General features: G+C 66.3%; 18 protein-coding genes. 6 read left to right on the top strand and 12 right to left on the bottom strand.

The features are described 5' to 3' along the window. Positions 1 to 3 precede the first annotated feature (3 nt). Positions 4 to 954 carry an ABC transporter substrate-binding protein gene (locus ACXJLH_RS02755; RefSeq protein WP_457442406.1) on the bottom strand — a complete coding sequence of 317 codons (951 nt, stop codon included), beginning with the start codon at positions 952 to 954 and terminating at the stop codon, positions 4 to 6. Between the two features lie 180 nt (positions 955 to 1,134). Next, on the bottom strand, positions 1,135 to 1,923 hold the full coding sequence (locus tag ACXJLH_RS02750; protein ID WP_457442405.1) for a TetR/AcrR family transcriptional regulator: 789 nt from the start codon (positions 1,921 to 1,923) through the stop codon (positions 1,135 to 1,137). 341 nt (positions 1,924 to 2,264) lie between these two features. Between ACXJLH_RS02750 and ACXJLH_RS02745 the strand changes: the two genes are divergently transcribed. After that, the gene (locus tag ACXJLH_RS02745; RefSeq protein WP_457442404.1) at positions 2,265 to 2,777 is read left to right on the top strand and encodes a PEP-CTERM sorting domain-containing protein; all 513 of its coding nucleotides are present in this window, start codon (positions 2,265 to 2,267) and stop codon (positions 2,775 to 2,777) included. Positions 2,778 to 2,906: 129 nt separating this feature from the next. Here the strand turns inward: ACXJLH_RS02745 and lexA are convergent, their stop codons facing one another. Continuing rightward, entirely contained in the window at positions 2,907 to 3,578 is a 672-nt protein-coding gene (lexA, locus tag ACXJLH_RS02740) for a transcriptional repressor LexA (protein WP_457442403.1), read from the bottom strand. Between the two features lie 68 nt (positions 3,579 to 3,646). On the opposite strand from lexA, the gene ACXJLH_RS02735 reads away from it, so the two are divergent. Continuing rightward, positions 3,647 to 4,582: an asparaginase gene (locus tag ACXJLH_RS02735; RefSeq protein WP_457442402.1), complete on the top strand. Its 936-nt coding sequence runs from the start codon at positions 3,647 to 3,649 to the stop codon at positions 4,580 to 4,582. 3 nt (positions 4,583 to 4,585) lie between these two features. On the opposite strand, the gene ACXJLH_RS02730 is transcribed toward ACXJLH_RS02735, so the two are convergent. The 3 genes from ACXJLH_RS02730 to ACXJLH_RS02720 all read right to left on the bottom strand — a co-directional run bounded on the left by ACXJLH_RS02730 (position 4,586) and on the right by ACXJLH_RS02720 (position 7,065). Continuing rightward, positions 4,586 to 6,031 carry an esterase-like activity of phytase family protein gene (locus ACXJLH_RS02730; RefSeq protein ID WP_457442401.1) on the bottom strand — a complete coding sequence of 482 codons (1,446 nt, stop codon included), beginning with the start codon at positions 6,029 to 6,031 and terminating at the stop codon, positions 4,586 to 4,588. 82 nt (positions 6,032 to 6,113) lie between these two features. Beyond that, positions 6,114 to 6,548 carry an organic hydroperoxide resistance protein gene (locus ACXJLH_RS02725; protein ID WP_457352769.1) on the bottom strand — a complete coding sequence of 145 codons (435 nt, stop codon included), beginning with the start codon at positions 6,546 to 6,548 and terminating at the stop codon, positions 6,114 to 6,116. A gap of 31 nt (positions 6,549 to 6,579) precedes the next feature. After that, the gene (locus ACXJLH_RS02720) at positions 6,580 to 7,065 is read right to left on the bottom strand and encodes a MarR family winged helix-turn-helix transcriptional regulator (protein WP_457442400.1); all 486 of its coding nucleotides are present in this window, start codon (positions 7,063 to 7,065) and stop codon (positions 6,580 to 6,582) included. A 121-nt stretch (positions 7,066 to 7,186) separates the two neighbouring features. Here ACXJLH_RS02720 and ACXJLH_RS02715 point away from each other — a divergent pair, with 121 nt between their 5' ends. Further along, positions 7,187 to 7,549 carry a DUF1304 domain-containing protein gene (locus ACXJLH_RS02715; RefSeq protein WP_056202148.1) on the top strand — a complete coding sequence of 121 codons (363 nt, stop codon included), beginning with the start codon at positions 7,187 to 7,189 and terminating at the stop codon, positions 7,547 to 7,549. On the opposite strand, the gene ACXJLH_RS02710 is transcribed toward ACXJLH_RS02715, so the two are convergent. From ACXJLH_RS02710 to dapC, 5 genes are all read right to left on the bottom strand, one after another. Beyond that, the gene (locus ACXJLH_RS02710) at positions 7,546 to 9,486 is read right to left on the bottom strand and encodes an ATP-binding cassette domain-containing protein (RefSeq protein ID WP_457442399.1); all 1,941 of its coding nucleotides are present in this window, start codon (positions 9,484 to 9,486) and stop codon (positions 7,546 to 7,548) included. The genes ACXJLH_RS02715 and ACXJLH_RS02710 overlap by 4 nt on opposite strands. A 76-nt stretch (positions 9,487 to 9,562) precedes the next feature. Continuing rightward, positions 9,563 to 10,423 carry a 50S ribosomal protein L3 N(5)-glutamine methyltransferase gene (gene prmB / locus ACXJLH_RS02705; RefSeq protein WP_457442398.1) on the bottom strand — a complete coding sequence of 287 codons (861 nt, stop codon included), beginning with the start codon at positions 10,421 to 10,423 and terminating at the stop codon, positions 9,563 to 9,565. Further along, entirely contained in the window at positions 10,420 to 11,589 is a 1,170-nt protein-coding gene (locus ACXJLH_RS02700) for a PilT/PilU family type 4a pilus ATPase (protein ID WP_457325070.1), read from the bottom strand. Before ACXJLH_RS02700 ends, prmB begins: the two co-directional genes overlap by 4 nt. 2 nt (positions 11,590 to 11,591) lie before the next feature. Next, positions 11,592 to 12,416: a 2,3,4,5-tetrahydropyridine-2,6-dicarboxylate N-succinyltransferase gene (gene dapD, locus ACXJLH_RS02695; protein ID WP_457442397.1), complete on the bottom strand. Its 825-nt coding sequence runs from the start codon at positions 12,414 to 12,416 to the stop codon at positions 11,592 to 11,594. Further along, positions 12,413 to 13,618, bottom strand: a complete 1,206-nt coding sequence (dapC, locus tag ACXJLH_RS02690; protein ID WP_457442396.1) for a succinyldiaminopimelate transaminase — start codon at positions 13,616 to 13,618, stop codon at positions 12,413 to 12,415. Before dapC ends, dapD begins: the two co-directional genes overlap by 4 nt. Positions 13,619 to 13,665: 47 nt before the next feature. On the opposite strand from dapC, the gene ACXJLH_RS02685 reads away from it, so the two are divergent. Then, on the top strand, positions 13,666 to 14,448 hold the full coding sequence (locus tag ACXJLH_RS02685; protein WP_457442395.1) for a substrate-binding periplasmic protein: 783 nt from the start codon (positions 13,666 to 13,668) through the stop codon (positions 14,446 to 14,448). On the opposite strand, the gene queF is transcribed toward ACXJLH_RS02685, so the two are convergent. After that, positions 14,449 to 14,889 carry a preQ(1) synthase gene (queF, locus tag ACXJLH_RS02680; protein ID WP_457442426.1) on the bottom strand — a complete coding sequence of 147 codons (441 nt, stop codon included), beginning with the start codon at positions 14,887 to 14,889 and terminating at the stop codon, positions 14,449 to 14,451. It abuts the gene before it with no gap. A 158-nt stretch (positions 14,890 to 15,047) separates the two neighbouring features. On the opposite strand from queF, the gene smc reads away from it, so the two are divergent. Then, a complete protein-coding gene (smc, locus tag ACXJLH_RS02675) occupies positions 15,048 to 18,563 on the top strand; it encodes a chromosome segregation protein SMC (protein ID WP_457442394.1) in 3,516 nt (1,171 codons plus the stop codon). Then, positions 18,560 to 19,606, top strand: a complete 1,047-nt coding sequence (locus ACXJLH_RS02670) for a cell division protein ZipA C-terminal FtsZ-binding domain-containing protein (protein ID WP_056202169.1) — start codon at positions 18,560 to 18,562, stop codon at positions 19,604 to 19,606. The genes smc and ACXJLH_RS02670 overlap by 4 nt, the downstream gene beginning before the upstream one ends. The last annotated feature ends 97 nt before the right edge of the window (positions 19,607 to 19,703 follow it).

The raw sequence follows: 19,703 nt of genomic DNA, 5'->3' as shown, positions 1-19,703 counted from the left end.
TCGTCAGGCCTTGGCGATCAGGCTGGCGTAGTCGGGCTCGCTCTTCAGATAGCCCTGCTCACGCATCAGCGTGCCCCAGTACTGCAGCTGCTTGGGCGTCACGATCGGCGCCGGAGGCGAGATCTGCATCGACTTGACGACCGGTTCCGGCAGCTTCAGGTGCTTGGCGAGAGCTGCGCGCACTGCGCCGTCGTTTGCGGGCTTGGACATGAACTGGGCGGCTTCGACGAGCGCGTCGCGGAAACCCTTCACCGCCATAGGATTCTTTTGCGCCCACTCGCGCGTGGCGACGTGCACGACCGTCGGAGGACCGTCAGGCAGAAAGGTGGAGAAGTAGGCGGCAACCTTGCCCTCGCCGCTGCCGAGGATGCGGGCCATGAACGGACCGGCCGTGACCACCGCGTCGATCGTGCCGGCGCGCAGCATGTCGGCATGCTGTGGGAACGGCGCCTCGATGAAAGTCACCTTGCTCTGGTCGACGTTGCTCATCTTGAGCCACTGACGGAATGCGACGTGCAGCAGAGCACCCAGACCGGGAACGGCGATCTTCTTGCCGGCGCAATCTGCCGCACTGGCGATGCCCGCGCCGGGCTTGGTGACCAGGCCGACTTCCGTGAAGGATTTGGACAATGCGCCGCCGCCCCCAACCACGACTTGGTCCAGCCCGCCGGCCACGGCCTGCAGATAGGTCGTAGGGGTGGGGCCGCCGATCTGCAGCGAGCCCGACTGGATCGCCGGCAGGATGGTCGGATTCAGCGGGATGAAGCGCAGTTCGATGTCGATGCCGTGCTTGGCGAACATGCCCTGTTCAGCAGCAACGAAGACGGTTGCAAAGTCTGTGACGGCCGAGTAGCCGTACGCGACCTTGGTGGGTTGTTCAGCAGCGCGCGCTGCGGAGAGAGCGGTGCCAACAGCTGCAGCCACGAAGGTGCGCCGGTTGAGGATCGAGTCCATTGCGTTTGTCTCCAGCTTTTAGAAAGCGGTGTTGTAGGTCGAGCCGCAAGATCCGCGAGCGAATCCGAGCACCTATCGTTGAACAAGTGTGCAATACATTGAACACTTGTACAAACTAGGGAAAACGCTGGCTACCAAGACGTATTCGTTGCTCCCGGGGAGAGCCGTGAGCACTCGCGCCTAACCGGGCCTTTTTGAGGAGCCGATTGGTCGTTTTCCCGCGGCCTTGCCGCTGCCTTCGGGCTGGCCGTTCGGCGCACCTGTTACAGCCTTGAAGCCCGAGGTCAAGAAGGCCAGAAGCGTGTCCTTCGCTGCCGGATCCGCTGGGCGGTTCTCACCCAGCGAGAGGCGCTCCACCCGCTTGTCCGCGAGGAAGTGAAGCAGGGCGCCCAGCATGAATTGGTAACACCACGCGACCTGGCCTCGCCTGACTCCTGGTGCCGTTGTCATGAGCGCGTCGATGAAGGCGTGGGCCAGCGGATCGAAGAACTCGAGGTTGGCGCGTTCAGCCTCTGGCGTGGGGGCGGCCAGGTCGCGAGCTGCCATCTGGGCGTAGTACTGCCCTTCCGGATGTTGGTGCAGCGCAATGAGCGGGCTGACGAAGGAGTCGAGGATGCGCGCTAGCCTGAGCTCGATGTCGGGCTCTGCGACGGCCACATGCAGCGCTTCGACGCGCCCCTTGATAGCCGAGCTCCATGACTGGAAGATCGAGTGATAGAGCTCGTGCTTGGCGCCGTAGTAGTAGCCAACCAGCGCCAGAGGCACGCCAGCCTCGGCGGCGATGTCGCGAATCGACACAGCATGGAAGCCACGCGTGGCGAAGAGTTTTTCGGCAGCGAGCAGGATGTTGGTTCGACGGTCCGGCTGAGCCTCGCGTTGGCTGCTTCGGCCAGTTGCAATGCGCCTTATCGGCAAGCTGGGCGTTGCGGTTTGGTCCGATGTGAGCTTGGGCGTCTTTTTTGGGGGCATGAATCGAACTTTGGGTCGCCAGAGCCAACCCTATTGTTAGTCGCGAAACTGAACGATCGTACAAGACGAATGATGCCTGCACTTCCGCGGGGAGTACCTCGATCCTCGGCCGTGGGCTGGGTCGACGCCATGCGGGCGCATCCCGTGCTCACTGACAGACGCATACGATTCGATCTTTTAAGAATTTCAAGGCCATACCCCTAGTTTGTCGGAGATCTTTACATTGGGACGCTTGATTGGATGCATGATCTGAAAAGTTCTTTATGAATCAACAGCTTGAGTGTTTGGCATGCGGCTTGCGTTAACTGTCGTACCTCGCAAACCACTCCGCGTTGCTCAAAATGAACAAGACCTCCCTGCTCAAGACCGTGATCGGCGCCGTTGCCGCATTCGCAGCATCGTCCGCCATTGCCGCCCCGACCTTCGTCGGCTCCTGGCACGTGGGCGACGGCCTGAAGTGGAGCCAGGCCACCCAGACGGCCTATAGCGCGCAAGCCGCGGCTGCCCTGCTGTTTGGCGGTGTCGCCAGCGACTACGAAATCTCGAATGTCAGCGCCAACGTCAACAGCATCAACCATATGGCCTGGTACGACGGCTACGGCATTGGCATGGGCGCGCTGGCGGAAGATTTCAGCAATGGCGCGCTCTACACCCCCGGCGTGCGCTCGGCCTACATCCTCGACAACTCCTGCGGCAACCGCTACAGCAACATCAACGCGGCTTGCACGGACCAATACGTCAACTACGCGTTCCGCATCGACGCTGCTGGCAACGTGCCCGAGCCGGCTTCGATCGCGCTGGTTGGCGCTGCGCTGATTGGCTTTGGCATGGCGCGTCGCCGCAAGTCGGCCTGAGCTTCAGAAGCTGCATAAAGAAGCCCCGCGTCGCGGGGCTTTTTTACGTGTCGGCTGCGCCCTTCGGTTGCTTCAGGCGTCGGCTGCGTGGGCCAACCCTGGTGGACTAATTTCACCGTGGGCGTTGAGTCAATTGAACCCTTGGCCTCGAATCAGCCCCACGGCCAGGCCTTCAATGCTGAAACTGTCGCTGTGTTCGTTGATGCGAATGGGTTCAAAGTCGGCGTTCTCGGGCAACAGCTCGATGCCGTCTGGCCCACGCTTGAAGCGCTTGACCGTGACCTCGTCGCCGACCCGAGCCACGACGATCTGGCCATTGCGCGCCTCCTTGGCCGACTGCACAGCCAGCAGGTCGCCATCGAGGATGCCGATGTCCTTCATGCTCATGCCCTTGACCTTGAGCAGGTAGTCGGGCTTCCTGGCGAACAGGCCGGGCTCGACCGTATAGGTCTGCTCGACATGCTCCTGCGCGAGGATGGGCGCGCCGGCGGCGACGCGGCCGATCAGGGGCAGGGTCAGCTGGGCGAAGTGAGGAATCGGAAGGTTGAATTGGCGGGCGCGGTTGACGGCGCTCAGCGCATCGGACTTGAGGCGAATGCCGCGCGAGGTGCCGCCGACGAGTTCCAGCATGCCCTTGCGAGCCAGGGCCTGCAGATGCTCCTCGGCCGCGTTGGCGGATTTGAAACCCAGCTCGGCGGCAATCTCGGCGCGGGTGGGTGGCGAGCCGGTGCTTTCGATCGCGTTGCGGACCAGGTCGAAGATCTGCTGCTGTCGGGCGGTAAGCTTGGGTCGGTCTTGCACGGGGCGGCCTTTTCGTCAGGGCTGGAAATTTGTCCAGCACCTGTATTTTCATCCAGGAATCCAAGAAATTGCAAACCTTTGACCGTCTGATCGTCATTCTGGGCACCGGCGGCACGATTGCCGGCACTGCCAAAACCGCCAGCGACGGTGTGGGCTACACGGCGGCGCAATTGAGCGTTGAGGATTTGCTGGCGGCAGTGCCCGCGCTGTCGGGCCAGAAGCTCGAGGCGCAGCAGGTTGCCCAGCTCGACAGCAAGGACATGGATTTCGCGACCTGGCAGCGGCTCGCAGTCGCCGTACAGCAGCACCTCGACCGGCCTGAAGTCGCTGGCATCGTCATCACCCATGGCACGGACACGCTCGAGGAGACCGCCTACTTCCTGCAGCGCGTGCTGGCACCTGTCAAGCCCGTCGTTCTGACGGCCGCGATGCGGCCGGCGACGGCGCTGGCGCCCGACGGGCCGCAAAACCTTTTCGATGCGGTGCAGGTGGCAGCGACGCCCGATGCGGCGGGCGTCGTCGTCGCATTCGCAGGCCGTGTGCACGATGCGACCCAGGTGCGCAAGACACACAGCTATCGCGTTGACGCCTTCGAGTCGGTCGACGGGGCGCTGGTGGCGCGGGTGGAGGAGGGCGTCGTGCGCCAGCTTGGCCGCTGGCCCGTGGGCGATGGCCTGGGGCTGGCGCGCATCGCCCGGCCGGCCGCACGCTGGCCGAGGGTCGAGATCGTCATTAACCATGCCGGTGCGGATGGCGTTGTCGTGCGGGCGCTCTGCGCGGCAGGCATCGACGGGCTGGTCGCCGCTGGCACGGGCAACGGCACGCTCAGCGCCATGCTGGATGCCGCGCTGCACGAAGCCCGGGCCGGCGGCGTCAAGGTCTGGCGCAGCACGCGCTGCGACGCCGGCCCGGTCATGGACTTGCCCGGGCTGCTGCCCAGCGCCGGCGCGCTGAGCCCGGTCAAGGCCAGGATCGAACTGATCCTGAGCCTGCTGGGCGACTGAGCCTCAGCGGCTGCGGCGCCGGGCGACGAAACCGACCAGGCTCAGGCCGGCCAGCAGCAGGGCATATTGGCTGGGTTCCGGCACGGCTGCGATGGCCTGGTTGGTCAGATTGCCCTCGAAAGCGAAGACGTAGAACTGGTTGCCGTAGGCTGCCGGCGCGCTGCCGCCGTTCGGGATTGCCGTGGCCAGGAAGTCGTTGTCGTTGGCGAGATACAGCGTGTGCATCGTTTTGCCGTTGACGACGACATCCTCGCCGAAGGCAATGCCTTCGAGCTTGGCCGGTATCAGCGCGTCGGAAATGCCGGCGGCGTTGAGCGCGGCCTTGATATCGAGAAATCGCGTGCCGACTATTGCCGTGCCGGGTTGGGTGCGCAGGTCGGCGATGCCACTGACCTCGGCGGCACCGGTCAGGTCGATCTTGACGAGCTGTTTCACCGCCGCCTTGGAGCCGTCGCCCATGCCCTTGCCGTCGCGCTCCAGCACGATGAGTTCGTGGTCGTTCAGTGCCAGCAACTCGCTGCTGTTGTAGGCCTTGCCGTTGATCTGGTTGTCGAAAGCGAACTGGCTGGTGGCTCCTGTGGCGACGTCGATCTTGACGATGCGGTTGTAGCGGCCGCCGTCGCCGCCGTCCTGGGCCAGCGGGCTCTGCACGAAGCCGAACAGCGTCTTTCCGTCGGGCGAGATGGCCAGGCCCTCCATGCCCTTGTTGGCGACGCGGCCTGCCGTGTTGCCAGAGATCTCGGCGGCGCCGGAAGAGCTGACGTTGCCAACGGCGAAGCTGCTCGGCAGGCTGAAGGTGCGGATGCGCTCGCCCGTCGCGCGGTCGAACTGGTAGACGTAGGGGCCGTACTCGTCGGAGATGAAGACGCTCTTGCCGTCGTTGGAGACGCGGATGCCTTCGGGGTCGAGACGGGCGTTGGCCGGGTTGGTCGACAGGCCGGCGGCAAAGTTGTCGGAGCGGCCCGAGAAGTAGTTCTTGCTGCCGGCGAGGACTGTGCTGCTGTCGACGATGCCGCTCAGTGTCGCGGCCTTGGGGCCGTAGTTCAACGCTGTGGAACTGGACAGCAGCGTGGTGGCCTGCAGCGTCGGCGTCAGCGCGTAGGGCAGGGCGGAGCCGGCCGCGTTGGCGGTGAGGCTGAGCTGCACCGTCTGGAAGCGGGCGATGAAGGACGTCGTGTTGTCGAGCTGCGGCGCGCCCCAGTCATTGGCGTTCGGACCGCGGTCCGGCAGCGCCAGGAAGGTGTTGCCGCCGGCCCAGGCCAGGCCCGAGCCCATGCCGCCGAGCAGGTTGGCCGCGAGGCCGCTTTCGAGGGAGTAGTTCAGGCCGGAAAGGTCGCTCAGCGAGCCGCTGAGGTTGCCCATGCCGATCAGCACCGGTTCGGCCGCGCGGGATGGAGCGGCGAGGGCCAGCAGGGCGCTGGCGATGGCGGTGGTCAGGAAGAGGCGCATCGCGGGTCTCCGGGTGTGATTGGAAAACCCGCGATGCTGACCGGCGCACGTGACGCCGGCGTGACGGCCATTCAGACGACGGTTAGACGACAGTCAGCGAGACGTCGACGTTGCCGCGCGTGGCGTTCGAGTAGGGGCAGACCTCGTGGGCGGTCTTGACCAGCGCTTCCAGGGCAGCACGGTCCATGCCGGGCACGGAGATCTTCATGTCGACCTGGATGCCGAAGGCGCCGGGCTTGTTGGCGTGCGGGCCGATGGCGACGTCGCTGGTGATCGAGACCTCGGCAGGCAGGCTGATCTTCTGCTTGCCGGCGACGGCCTTCATGGCGCCGATGAAGCAGGCGGAATAGCCGGCCGCGAACAGCTGCTCGGGGTTGGTGCCCGGGCCGCCGGCGCCGCCGAGTTCCTTGGGCGTGGACAGCGTCACGTCGATGGCGCCGTCGGACGACTTGGCGGTGCCGGCGCGGCCACCGGTGGCAGTGGCGGTGGCGGTGTAGAGGGCTTTTTCGATGGCCATGGTGGCTCCTTTGGGGTGGTGGGGGAAGAAATCAGGCAGCCGTGTCGGCGGCCCGGTTGAGTTGCTGGCGCAATTGCGTGAGCCGCTGCGTCAGCGCGATGACTTCGTCCAGCTCGCAGGCGCTGGCGCAGGCGAGGTGGCCGGGGATGTCCAGTGCCTGCTCGCGCAGCTTGCGGCCCTGCGGCGTCAGGAAGATGTCGACACGGCGCTCGTCGTCGCTGGCGCGGCGGCGCTCGATGTGGCCCAGGGCTTCCAGGCGCTTGAGCAGCGGCGTCAGCGTGCCCGAGTCCAGCGACAGGCGCTGGCCGAGTTGTGAGACGCTGGGGCCTTCGACCTCCCACAACACCAGCATGACGAGGTATTGCGGATAGGTCAGGCCCAGCGGCGCCAGCAGGGGCTTGTAGATGCGGGTCATGGCCAGCGAGCTGCTGTACAGCGCGAAGCAGAGCTGGCGGTCCAGCTGCAGCCATTCGCCGCGGGGATCGGCGTCGGGGGGTGGGGTCTTGCTGCGTGCCATGGCCATTAATGTAGTTCGCAATTCAATTGCGTACAAGTTAAATGGTCTTTCATGCGACACCGGACGCTAGGGCGATCTGAGACGATGCGCCACCCCCAATCACAAAAGACGAGGAGAAACGATGCAGATGGTCGCAATCGTGCTGTCGGCGCTGGTGGCGCTGCTGCACCTGTATTTCCTGGTGCTGGAAATGTTCTTCTGGACCAAGCCGCTGGGCCGCAAGGCCTTCGGGCTGAAGGCGGACTTCGCCGAGCAGACCAAGGCACTGGCGGCCAACCAGGGGCTCTACAACGGCTTTCTCGCCGCAGGCCTGGCCTGGGGCCTGATGCAGGGCGCCGCAGGCGCGGGCAAGCCCTGGCTGGTGTTCTTCCTGGGTTGCGTCGTCGTGGCCGGCGTGTTCGGCGCGGCCACGGCCTCGAAGAAGATCCTTTTCGTGCAGGCGCTGCCAGGCGCGATTGCCCTGGCAGCGGTGCTCGCGATCTAGGCGTTCAGCGCCTCGATCTGCTCACCCAGCTCCAGCCAACGCGCCTCGTCGGCTTCGAGCTGGTCGCTGATCGCCTTCAGGCGCTTGCCCATCTCGGCAATGGCCGAGGCGGCAGCGCCTTCGGCGAGCTGGGCTTCGATGCCGGCGCGCTCAGTGGCGAGAGCATGCATGCGCTTGTCGATCTGCTCCATCTCCTTGCGCAGCGGCCGCGTCTGGTCGGCCAGCTTGGCGCGCGCCTGACCCGAAACCTTGCGGTCCTCGCGCGCGGCAGGCGCAGGCGCAGGCGCAGCTGAAGCCTTGACCACTGGCGCCGGCGCTGCCGCCGACTGCTTCTTGGCCGCACGGGCGGCTTCCTTGCTCTGGTCGAGCAGCCATTTCTGGTAATCGTCCAGGTCACCGTCGAAAGGCTTGACGACGCCGTCGGCCACCAGCCAGAACTCGTCGCAGACCTCGCGCAGCAGCGCGCGGTCGTGGCTGACCAGCATGACGGTGCCCTCGAACTCGTTGAGCGCCATCGACAGCGCCTCGCGGGTGTTCAGGTCCAGGTGGTTGGTGGGTTCGTCCAGCAGCAGCAGGTTGGGGCGTTGCCACACCAGCATGGCCAGCACCAGCCGCGCCTTCTCGCCGCCAGACAGGCTGCCGACTTGCTGGTTGACCATGTCGCCAGTGAAGCGGAACTGGCCGAGGAAGTCGCGCAGTTCCTGCTCGCGGCCGGCTGGGCCGACCTCGCGAGCCAGCCGCACCATGTGCTCCAGCGGGCCTTCGTCCAGGCGCAGCACGTCCAGTTCCTGCTGGGCGAAGTAACCGATGGACAGGCCCTTGCCCTGCGTTAGCCTGCCCGCCAGCGCTGGCTGGGTACCGGCGATGGTCTTCACCAGCGTCGACTTGCCCTGGCCGTTGGCGCCGAGGATGCCGATGCGCTGTCCGGCCAGCACCGAGCGGTCGATGTCGCGCACGATCGTGGTCGTGCCATAGCCGGCCGACATCTCGTCGAACATCAGCATCGGGTTGGGCAGATTCAGCGGCTCGCGGAACTCGAAATTGAAGTCGGCAGACGCCAGCACGGGCGCCAGCCTTTCCATGCGCTCCAGCGCCTTCACGCGGCTTTGCGCCTGCTTGGCCTTGCTGGCCTTGGCCTTGAAGCGGTCGATGAACTTCTGCAGGTGGGCCACGCGGTCCTGCTGCTTGGAGAAGGCGGCCTGCTGCAGCACCATGCGCTCGGCGCGCTGCGTCTCGAAGCTGGTGTAGTTGCCGCCGTAGCGCACGAGCTTGCCTTCGTCCAGATGCAGGGTGACCTTGGTGATCGCGTCAAGGAATTCGCGGTCGTGGCTGATGATGATCAGCGTGCCGTCGTAGCGCTGCAGCCAGGCTTCCAGCCAGACCAGGGCGTCCAGGTCCAGGTGGTTGGTGGGTTCGTCCAGCAGCATCAGTTCGGCCGGGCACATCAGCGCGCGGGCCAGCTGCAGGCGCATGCGCCAGCCGCCGGAGAAGCTGTTGACGGGAGCGTCGAGCTGCTCGGTCTTGAAGCCAAGGCCCATCAGCAGCGCCTGGGCGCGCGAACGGGCGTCGAAGGCGCCGACGTCGGCCAGCAGCGCATGCGCATCGGCCATGGCGTGGCCGTCGTTGGCGGCCTCGGCGGCTTCGAGCGCGGCGCGGGCAGCAACCAGAGGCAGGTCGCCTTCGAGCACGTAGTCGGTCGCGCCGTCCTCGGTCTCGGGCATGTTCTGGGCGACCTCGGAACGACGCCAGTGCTTGGGCACCTCGACCTCGCCCTTGTCGTTGCCCAGGCGGTGCGTCAGCAGCGCAAACAGGCTGGATTTGCCCGCGCCGTTGCGGCCGACCAGGCCGATCTTTTCGCCGGGCTGCAGCGTGGCGGAGGCGTTGTCCAGCACCACCTTGACGCCGCGGCGCAGCGTGATGTCGCGAAGTGTGATCATGTCGCCGCCTGCCGGGCCGCCCCAAAGGCGGCGAAGCCCCCTCGGGGGGCAGTGAGTGAAACGAACGTGGGGGCTGTCATGCGAGAGCCTCCTTCGTGACCAGCAGGACCTGGTCGTCGCCCGCGGAGGTTTCCAGCCAGACGACTTCCAGGGCCGGGAAGGCCGCCTCAAAATTCTCGCGTTCGTTGCCGATCTCGAGCACCAGCACGCCGTCGTCGTTCAGCGCAGCGGGCGCGGCGCGCAGCAGCTCGCGGATGAAATCCATGCCGTCGCTGCCGCCGGCCAGCGCCAGTTCGGGCTCGACGCGGTATTCGGCGGGCAGGGCGGCCATGCTGGTGCTGTTCACGTAGGGCGGGTTGCAGAGGATGAGGTCATAGGTGCCTTCGGCACCGGCCAGGCCGTCGCCTTGCAGCAGGCGTACGCGCAGCGCCAGGTTGTGGCGCTCCACGTTCAATTTCGCCACGGCGAGTGCATTGACGTCGATGTCCAGCGCGTCCACCTCGACCTCCGGCCAGGCCATCGCTGCCAGCACGGCCAGGCTGCCGTTGCCGGTGCACAGGTCCAGCACGCGGCGGCTGTCGGGATGTAGCCAGGGGTCGATGCTGGCGTCGGCAATCAGCTCGGCAATGAAGCTGCGCGGCACGATGGCGCGCTCGTCGATGGTGAAGGGCACGCCTTGCAGCCAGGCCTCGCCGGTCAGATAGGCAGCGGGCTTGCGCGTTGCAATGCGTTGGTCGACGAGTTCGGTGATGTTGGCCAGTTCGGCCTCATTCAGCTCATGCTCGGCGTGTTCGTCCAGCGCGTCCAGCGGCAGTCCCAGGCGCCACAGCGCCAGCCACGCGGCCTCGTCAAAGGCGGTCGAGGTGCCATGGCCAAAAAACACGCCCGCCTGGTCAAGGCGGGCGGCTTGGGTTTCGATACAGGTGATCAGTTTCAAGAGCCGCGGACGTCCAATGTGATTTCTGTAAAGCTGGCGTCGTCGCCGGCCTTTTCTTCTTTGCGCGGCGCCGTGACCAGGCGTTGGCCCGGCGCTTCGTTCTGCAGCCGCCAGAGCAGGTTGGTCGGCGAGTCAGCGAACGCCAGGCCTTCCTCTCGGGTGATGGTGCCTTCGGTGATGAGCTTGGCGAAATGCTCTTCGTAGGTCTGCGAACCCTCGGCGATGGACTTTTCCATCGCCTCCTTCACGCCGGCGAAATCGCCCTGCTCGATGAGCTCGGACGTCAGCTTGGTGTTGAAAAGGATCTCGACGACGGGCACGCGCCCGCCCGTCGTGGCGCGTACGAGGCGCTGCGACACGATGGCCTTGAGGCCAGCCGCCAGGTCGTTCAGCAGCGCTGGGCGGGACTCGGGCGTATAGAAGGACAGGATGCGGTTCAGCGCGTGGTAGGTGTTGTTGCCGTGCAGCGTGGCGAGCACCAGGTGGCCCGACAGTGCATAGCTGATGGCCGCCGTCATGGTGTCGCGGTCGCGGATTTCACCGATCAGGATGCAGTCGGGCGCCTGACGCAGTGCGTTCTTCAGCGCGATCTGCAGCGACGCCGTGTCGCGGCCGATCTCGCGCTGGTTGACGACCGAGCGCTTGTTGCTGAACAGGTATTCGATCGGGTCCTCGATGGTGAGGATGTGCCCGGTCATCGTCTGGTTGCGCATCTCCAGCATGGAGGCCAGCGTGGTGCTCTTGCCGGTGCCGGTGGCGCCCACCATCAGGATGAGGCCGCGCTTTTCCTTGATCATCGTGCCCAGCACGCTTGGTAGCTGCAGGCTCTCCAGCGTCGGGATGTCGTGCGGGATGTGGCGGAACACACCGGCGATCGAGCCGCGCTGGCGAAAGCCCGACAACCGGAAGCTCCCCACGCCACGCACCGACACCGCCATGTTCAGCTCGCCGGTATTGTCCAGTTCGGCCAGCGATGCCGGGTCGATGACCTCGGCGATGAGCTGGCGCGGCTGGGGCGGCGTCAGCAGTTGGTCCGACAGCTGCACGGTCTGGCCATTGATCCGGATCAGCACCGGCATGTTGGCTGACAGATAGCAGTCCGAAGCACCCTTGTCGGCCATCAGCCGCAGGATGCGTTCCATGTTGCCGGCGCCGGGGCTGCTCATGATCAGGCCCGCAGCAGTTCGTTGATGCTGGTCTTGGAGCGCGTTTGCGCGTCGACCCGCTTGACGATGATGGCCGCGTACAGCGAGTAGCGGCCGCCATCCTTGGGCAGGCTGCCCGAGATGACGACGGAGCCGGCCGGGATGCGGCCGTAGCTGACGGTGTCGGTCGCGCGGTCGTAGATCGGCGTGCTCTGGCCGATGTAGACGCCCATCGAGATCACCGAGTTCTCCTCGACGATGACGCCTTCGACGACCTCGGAGCGGGCACCGATGAAGCAGTTGTCCTCGATGATGGTCGGGTTGGCCTGCAGCGGCTCCAGCACGCCGCCGATGCCGACGCCGCCGCTCAGGTGCACGTTCTTGCCGATCTGCGCGCAGGAGCCGACGGTGGCCCAGGTATCGACCATGGCGCCTTCATCCACGTAGGCGCCGATGTTCACGTAGCTGGGCATCAGCACCACGTTCTTCGCCTGAAAGCTGCCACGGCGCGCGACGGCCGGCGGCACGACGCGCACGCCGGTGGCGCGCAGCTGCTCGTCGCTCCAGCCGGCGTACTTGGTGGGCACCTTGTCGAAGAAGGTCAGTTCCTTGTCGCCCATGATGCGGTTGTCGTTCAGCCGGAAGGACAGCAGGACCGCCTTCTTGACCCACTGATGCACCGTCCACTGGCCAACGCTCTCGCGCGTGGCCACGCGCAGCCGTCCGGCATCCAGCTCGGCGATGACATGCTCGACGGCCTGGCGCAACTCGGGCGCGTTGGTGGGGTCCAGCGCCGCGCGGTTGTCCCAGGCGAGGTCGATCAGGCTTTGCAGTTCAGCGGTATTCATGGGAGAGATTTCGTGAAGGAGACGATGCGGCGGGCGGCTTCGAGGCATTCGCCCTCGTCAGCCACGAGAGCCAGGCGGATACGCCCGGCGCCAGGGTTGCTGCCACTGGCTTCGCGCGCCAGCAGGCTGCCCGGCAGGACGGCGAGATTGTATTGAGCGAGCAGCTCCTGGGCGAAGCGCACGTCGTTACCGCCTGGAACAGCCGCCCAGAGGTAGAAGCCGGCGTCGGGCAGGGCCACGTCCAGCACGTCAGCCAGCAGCGGCGTGACTTCGGCGAACTTGTGGCGGTAGCGGGCCCGGTTTTCGACCACGTGGGCCTCGTCGCCCCAGGCCGCGATGCTGGCGGCCTGCACGATGGGGCTCATGGCGCTGCCGTGATAGGTGCGGTAGAGCAGGAACTTCTTGAGCAGGGCCGCGTCGCCGGCCACGAAACCCGAGCGCAGGCCCGGTACGTTGGAGCGCTTGGACAGGGACGTGAAGGCGATCAGGTTGCGGAAGTCGGGGCGGCCCAGCCTGGCAGCGGCCTCAAGGCCTCCCAGGGGCGCCTCGTCACGGAAATAGATCTCCGAATAGCACTCGTCCGACGCGATAACGAAGCCGTGGCGATCGCTCAATTCGAACAGGGCCTGCCATTCCGACAGCGGCATCACCGCGCCGCTGGGGTTGCCGGGCGAGCAGACATAGAGCAGCTGGGTGCGCGCCCAGGTCGCGTCATCGATCTGGCGCCAGTCGACGGCGAAGTTGCGCGTCGGATCGGAATTGGCGTAGGCCACCTCGGCACCGGCCAGCAACGCGGCCCCCTCGTAGATTTGATAGAAGGGATTGGGGCAGACGACGGTGGCGCCGGGTCGGCTCGAGTCGACGACGGTCTGGGCGATGGCAAACAGCGCCTCGCGCGAGCCATTCACGGGCAGCACCTGCGTGGCCGGGTCCAGCGTCAAACCGTAGCGACGCGCGATCCAGCCAACGATGGCCTCGCGCAGGGCCGGCGTGCCGGCAGTGGCCGGGTAGCCCGCCAGGCTCTTCATCGAGTTGCTGATGGCCTCCGCGATGAGGGCCGGCGCGGCATGGCGCGGCTCGCCGATGCCCAGCGAGATGGGCGCGAGGTCGGGATTGGGCGTGATGCCGGCGGTCAGCTCGCGCAGGCGCTCGAAAGGATAGGGGTGCAGCCGGTCGAGCCGCGGATTGACGGGAAAACTCATGCAGGCATGATAGGGCGCGGCCCGTGATCTGCAGCCTGGGGAGGCATGTGACGAAACGCTGTTGGCTGATCTGCGCGCTGCTTGCCGCAAATGGCGCAGCCCTGGGCCAGGCAGCCTGCCAGAAGGTCGTCGTGACGGCCGATCCCGAGTACCCGCCCTATGCCTGGTATGACGGCCAGACGCTGCGGGGCGCCAGCGTCGATGTGGTGCTGGCCGTGCTGCAAGCGATCAAGCTGCCCTATGAACTGCGCTATGTCGGGCCGTTCGTGCGCGTGCTGCAGAACGCGCGCGTCGGCGAGGTGGATATCGTCACCGAACTCAAGCGCAATGCCGAGCGCGAGCAATACCTGGCCTTCGCCGACACGCCCATCTTCACCAACCCTTCGTCGGTGTTTGTGCGAGCCGGGCAAAACCTGAAGTTCACCAAACGCGAAGACCTGCGCGGGTTGCGCGGCGGCGTCACGCATGGCACGCGCTTCGGTGACGGGCTGGACGAGTACATCGAGGCCAATCTCAATGTCGAGGCAGGGCCGGGCATCAAGGAGAACTTCCTGAAGCTCGACGCCGGCCGCATCGACTACTTCATTTCGCCACATTACCCGGCGCTGTCCCATCTGATCACCAGCGGCAACGAGGGCAAGTACGTGGCGCTGAAGCCCCATGTGGCCGAGGCGCTGAACTATGTGGGCTGGTCACGCCGAAGCGCCTGCCTGGGGCGGTTGCAGGAGTTCGATGCCATGCTCAAGCGCTATCTGTCCACCTTGAACGCCGGCCGCATCGTCGATGACAACCAGGACGCGTGGCGGCGCAACCCCATCATGAAACGCTGATCAGCCCAGCATCCCCGACTCAAACCCATGGGCCGGCAGGTCCACGCGCTGCGCTGGCGCCCAGCCGGGCTTGCGGTGCTCGGCCACCACGTTGGTGTAGATGCCGCCGCGCACATACCACTTGGCCGTGATGCGGATGAAACGCGGGTCGGTGACCTTGATGATGTCGTCGAGGATGGTGTTGGTGACCTTCTCGTGGAAGGCGCCCTCGTTGCGGTAGCTCCAGAAGTACATCTTCAGGCTCTTGAGCTCCACGCAGAGTTCGTCCGCAATCATGTCGATCGTGAAGTGGGCGAAATCGGGCTGGCCGGTCAGCGGGCAATGGCAGGTGAACTCGGGCACCTGGAACTGGATGACGTAGTCGCGTTCCGGGTTCGGATTCGGAAAGACCAGGATGTCCTTGCTGGGCTTGGTGGGCGGGTTCTTGGGCACCTCGCGCATCTTGGGTTTCTTCTTGGCGGCGGGGGCGGAGGCGGACTTCTTGGTAGCCATGATGCAGGGTCAATCAGAGAGGGTGCGAATGCTATCATCCGACCCCGTCGAAGCGCCCATTGAAGGCGCTTTTCTTTAGCCAAATCAAGGGCTTACGTCCGAGCTACATGCGGCTGAATTCGATCAAGCTGGCCGGCTTCAAATCCTTTGCTGAACCCACGACCTTCCAGTTGCCTGGGCAACTTGTCGGCGTCGTCGGGCCCAACGGCTGCGGCAAGTCCAACATCATGGATGCGGTGCGCTGGGTGCTGGGCGAGAGCAAGGCGAGCGAGCTGCGTGGCGAGTCCATGCAGGACGTCATCTTCAACGGCTCGGGCAACCGCAAGCCCGCGGGGCGCTCCAGCGTGGAGCTGGTGTTCGACAACCAATCCGCCCGCGCCGGCGGCCCGTGGAACCAGTTCACCGAGATCGCCGTCAAGCGCGTGCTGACGCGTGACGGCACCAGCAGCTACTTCATCAACAACCAGCCGGTGCGCCGCCGCGACGTGCAGGACGTCTTCCTGGGCACGGGGCTGGGGCCGCGGGCCTACGCCATCATCGGCCAGGGCACCATCTCGCGCATCATCGAGAGCAAGCCGGAAGAGCTGCGCCTGTTCCTGGAAGAAGCGGCCGGCGTGTCCAAATACAAGGAACGCCGCCGCGAGACCGAGAACCGTCTCAAGGACACCCGCGAGAACCTGACCCGCGTCGACGACATCCTGCGCGAGCTGAACGCGAATCTGGAGAAGCTGGAACGCCAGGCCGAGGTCGCGGCGAGCTATCGCAGCCTGCAGGACAGCGGCACGCTGAAGCTGCACCAGCTGTGGTTCCTGAAACTGCGCGACGCCGGCAACGAGGCGACGCGCGTCAAGGCGGCACACGCCGAGGCGCTGAATGCGCTGGAGTCGCGCACTGCCGAGCTGCGCGCCGTCGAGGCCACGCTGGAAGAAGTTCGCCAGGCCCACTACGCGGCGGGCGACGAGTTGCACGCGTCACAAGGCCGCTACGCCGAGGCCCAGCTCGAAGTGAGCCGGCTGGAAGAGCGCATCCGCTTTGTCGTCGAGAGCCGCAACCGCGCACAGGCCCGCCTGGCCGAGTTGCACACGCAGGACGGCCAGTGGCGCGAGCGCGTCGAGCAGGCCAAGGCCGAGCTGGAAGGCATTGCCGAGCAGATTGCCGGCGCCGACGAACAGAGCGAGATCCTGGCCGCCCAGGCCGAGGAACAGCAGGCCCAGCTGCCGCAGAGCGAGGACGCCGTGCGTGCCGCCCAGGCCCGAGCCAACGAGCAGCGTGCCCTGGTCGCCCAGGTGCAGCAGCAGATCCAGGTGCTGGCCGCCGAGAGCCGCAGCGTGGACGAGCAGGCGAGGGCGCTGCGCCAGCGCGAGGACAAGCTGACGGCCGAGTCGCGCGCACTGGGTGCTCCCGATCACGAAGCCCTGGAAGCCCTGCGCGAACGCAGTGCTGCAGCCGACGAGGCGCGCGATCTGTCCGACGCTCGCCTGCAGGAATTGGCCGAGCAGGTGCCGCAACTCGAAGAGCAGCGCCGCAACGCCCAGCAGGACACCAACGCCCAGCTCGCCCGGCAGTCCGAACTGACCGCTCGGCTCGAAGCGCTGAAGGCGCTGCAGGAAAAGGTCCAGACTGAGGGCAAACTCAAGCCCTGGCTGGCCAAGCATGGGCTGGATGGCCTGCAAGGCCTGTGGACCAAGCTGCATATCGCCCAAGGCTGGGAGAACGCGCTGGAGTCCGCGCTGCGCGAGCGCATGGGCGCCTTGAGCGTCGGCCGGCTGGACACGGTGCGCGCCTTCGAAGCCGACTCGCCGCCAGCTCGCCTGGCTTTTTATTCGACGCCGAGCGGCTCCATCGCCAACACGCACGAGACGCTGCCCAAGCTCAGCGAGTTGCTGCGCCTGAACGACGCGGGCCTGTCCGCGCTGCTGAATGACTGGCTGGAAGGCGTCTACACCGCGCCGACGCTCGATGACGCGCTGGCCGCGCGCGGCAAGCTGACGCACGGCGAGCTGATCCTGACGCCGGCCGGCCACGCCGTTGGCCAGTTTTCGGTCACCTTCTACGCGCCCGACTCCGAGCAGGCCGGCCTGCTGGCACGCGCCCAGGAGATCGAGCAGCTGACGACGGCCCAGCGCGCCCAGAACCTGATCGCCGACGAGGCTCGCCTGTCGCTGAGCCGCATCGAGCACCAGTTCAACGACGCCAATGGACGGTTGACGACGCTGCGCCGCGAGGCCAGTGAGGCGCAGACCCGCGCCCACCAGATCCACGTCGAGCTGCTGCGCCTCTCCCAACAGGCCGAAGCCAGCCAGCAGCGCCGCAGCGTGCTGGATGCCGAGTTGGCCGAGATCGCCGCCCAGCAGGAAGGCCTGCAGGAGCGCCGCGCCGTCGGCGAGGCCCGCTTCGAGGAACTGGACATCCAGCTCGGCGACGCGCAGCAGCGCCACGCGGAGCTGGAAGACGGCACCATCGCCGCCGAGCGCAAGCTGGCTGATGCGCGCGAGCAATTGCGCGCGCTGGAGCGCCGCTCTCAGGAAGCGCGCTTCGCAACCCAGACGCTGGCTGCCCGCCGCGGCGAGCTGCAGCGTGGCATCGAAACTGCAGAGGCGCAGATCGCTACCGTCGCGACCTCGGCTGCCAGCCTGCAGGGCGAGTTGGACACGCTGAACGACGCTGCGGCGCAAGCCGGGCTGCAGGACGCGCTGGCCGTGAAGGTCGAACGCGAGCAGGCCTTGGCCGCCGTGCGCGCCAACTACGACGACCTCAGCCTGCGCCTGCGCAAGGCCGACGAGCAGCGCATGGGTTTCGAGCGCAGCCTGGACCCGCTGCGCGAGGCCATCACCAAGCTGCAGCTCGAGGAGCAGGCCGCCCAGCTCGGCGGCGCACAGTACCGCGAGCAACTCGAAGCGGCGGCCGTCGACCTGGAAGTGCTGGCCAAGTCCATCGAAGACGGTGCCGTCAAGCTTTACGGCCTGCAGGGCGAGATTGACCGCATCAACCGCGAGATCGCGGCTCTGGGCGCCGTCAACCTCGCCGCACTCGATGAGCTGACCACGGCCCGCGAGCGCAAGACCTTCCTCGACTCGCAGTGCGCCGACCTGAACTCGGCCATCAAGACGCTGGAAGACGCGATCCACAAGATCGACCTGGAGACGCGCGACCTGCTGGGCTCGACCTTCAACCAGGTCAACGACCACTTCGGCCGCATGTTCCCCGAGCTGTTCGGTGGCGGCGAGGCGCGCCTCGTGATGACGGGCGACGAGATCCTGGACGCCGGCGTGCAGGTCCTGGCCCAGCCGCCGGGCAAGAAGAACAGCACCATTCACCTGCTGTCGGGCGGCGAAAAGGCGCTGACGGCCATCGCGCTGGTGTTCGCGATCTTCCAGCTCAACCCGGCGCCCTTCTGCCTGCTGGACGAAGTGGACGCACCGCTGGACGACGCCAACACCGAGCGTTATGCGCGCCTCGTCACCAAGATGAGTGCGGGCACGCAATTCCTCTTCATCTCGCACAACAAGATTGCGATGGAAATGGCTGAACAACTGATTGGCGTGACCATGCAGGAGCAGGGCGTGTCGCGCATCGTGGCCGTCGACATGGACAAAGCCCTGGCGATGGCGGAGGCGGCATGAACGTTTCGTTGACCGAACTTCTGGCCATCACGGGTGGCGTGGTGCTGATCGGCGTCATCGCCCAGGGCGCCTGGGCCGCCCGCAAGGCGGGACCGAAGCGCGCGGTACCGTCGTTGGAGGAGCCGCATTTCGACGCGCCGCCCGTGACGGCGGAGGCGACTGCCGAGGCCGAGGCGCTGGAAGCGACGCTGCCCGCCGTGGCCCGCCCGCTGCGCCGGCCGTCGGCGCGGATCGACGCGCTGATTGACGCCATCGCGACCATCACCGTCGAGGCTCCCATCTCTGGCGAAATGGCCCTGCAGCACCAGCCCGGCAGTCGCCGCGCCGGCACCAAGCCGCTGCAAATCGAAGGTCTGAATGCCGCAACCGGCGACTGGGAACTGCCCGCGCCCGGCCAGCGCTACAGCGAATTCCAGGCCGGGCTGAAGATGGCCAACCGCAGCGGCGCCCTCAACGAGATCGAGTACTCGGAGTTCGTGCAGAAGATCCAGGCCTTTGCCGACGGCGTGGGCGGCTTCGTGCAGTTCCCCGACATGCTGGACGTCGTCGCCCGCGCCCGCGAGCTGGATCAGTTCGCGGCCAGCCATGACGCCCAGCTTGCCCTGCTGCTGCGTGCCAAGGCCGCGGCCTGGACGCCAGGCTTTGTGCAGCAGGCCGCGGGTCGCCACGGCTTCGTCGCCGGTGCGCTGCCAGGCCGCCTCGTCATGCCGTCGGCAGAAGAGGGCGCGCCGCCGGTGCTGACGCTGCAGTTCGATGCCCAGGCTGCGCTGGCTGAAGACCCCGAAGCGCTGTCGCTGCGCGAGCTGACGCTGGCGCTGGACGTGCCGCAGACGTCGGCCGATCAGGAGCCGTTCGCGCTCTGGCAGGAGTCGGCCCGCGCACTGGCCCGCGATCTGGAGGCCGAGGTTTGCGACGACCGTGGCCAGGTGCTGGGCCTGCATGCATTCGCGTCCATCGACGTTGAGCTGAAGAAACTCTACGAAGCTTTGGCGGAGCGTGATCTGGCCGCCGGCTCGCCTGCCGCACGAAGGCTGTTCAGCTGATCGCGTGACATTGGCCGCGCAAACGCCGCGGTCTGACTGACAGCCGACGGGGCGGCGGGGGGCAAAGCTTCTAAAGTCTGTGCGTTACATGGCCCTT

This window comes from Roseateles sp. P5_E4, from assembly GCF_054049255.1.
The sequence above is the reverse complement of the archived record's forward strand: the minus strand, read 5'-3'. Positions and strand labels throughout refer to the sequence as shown.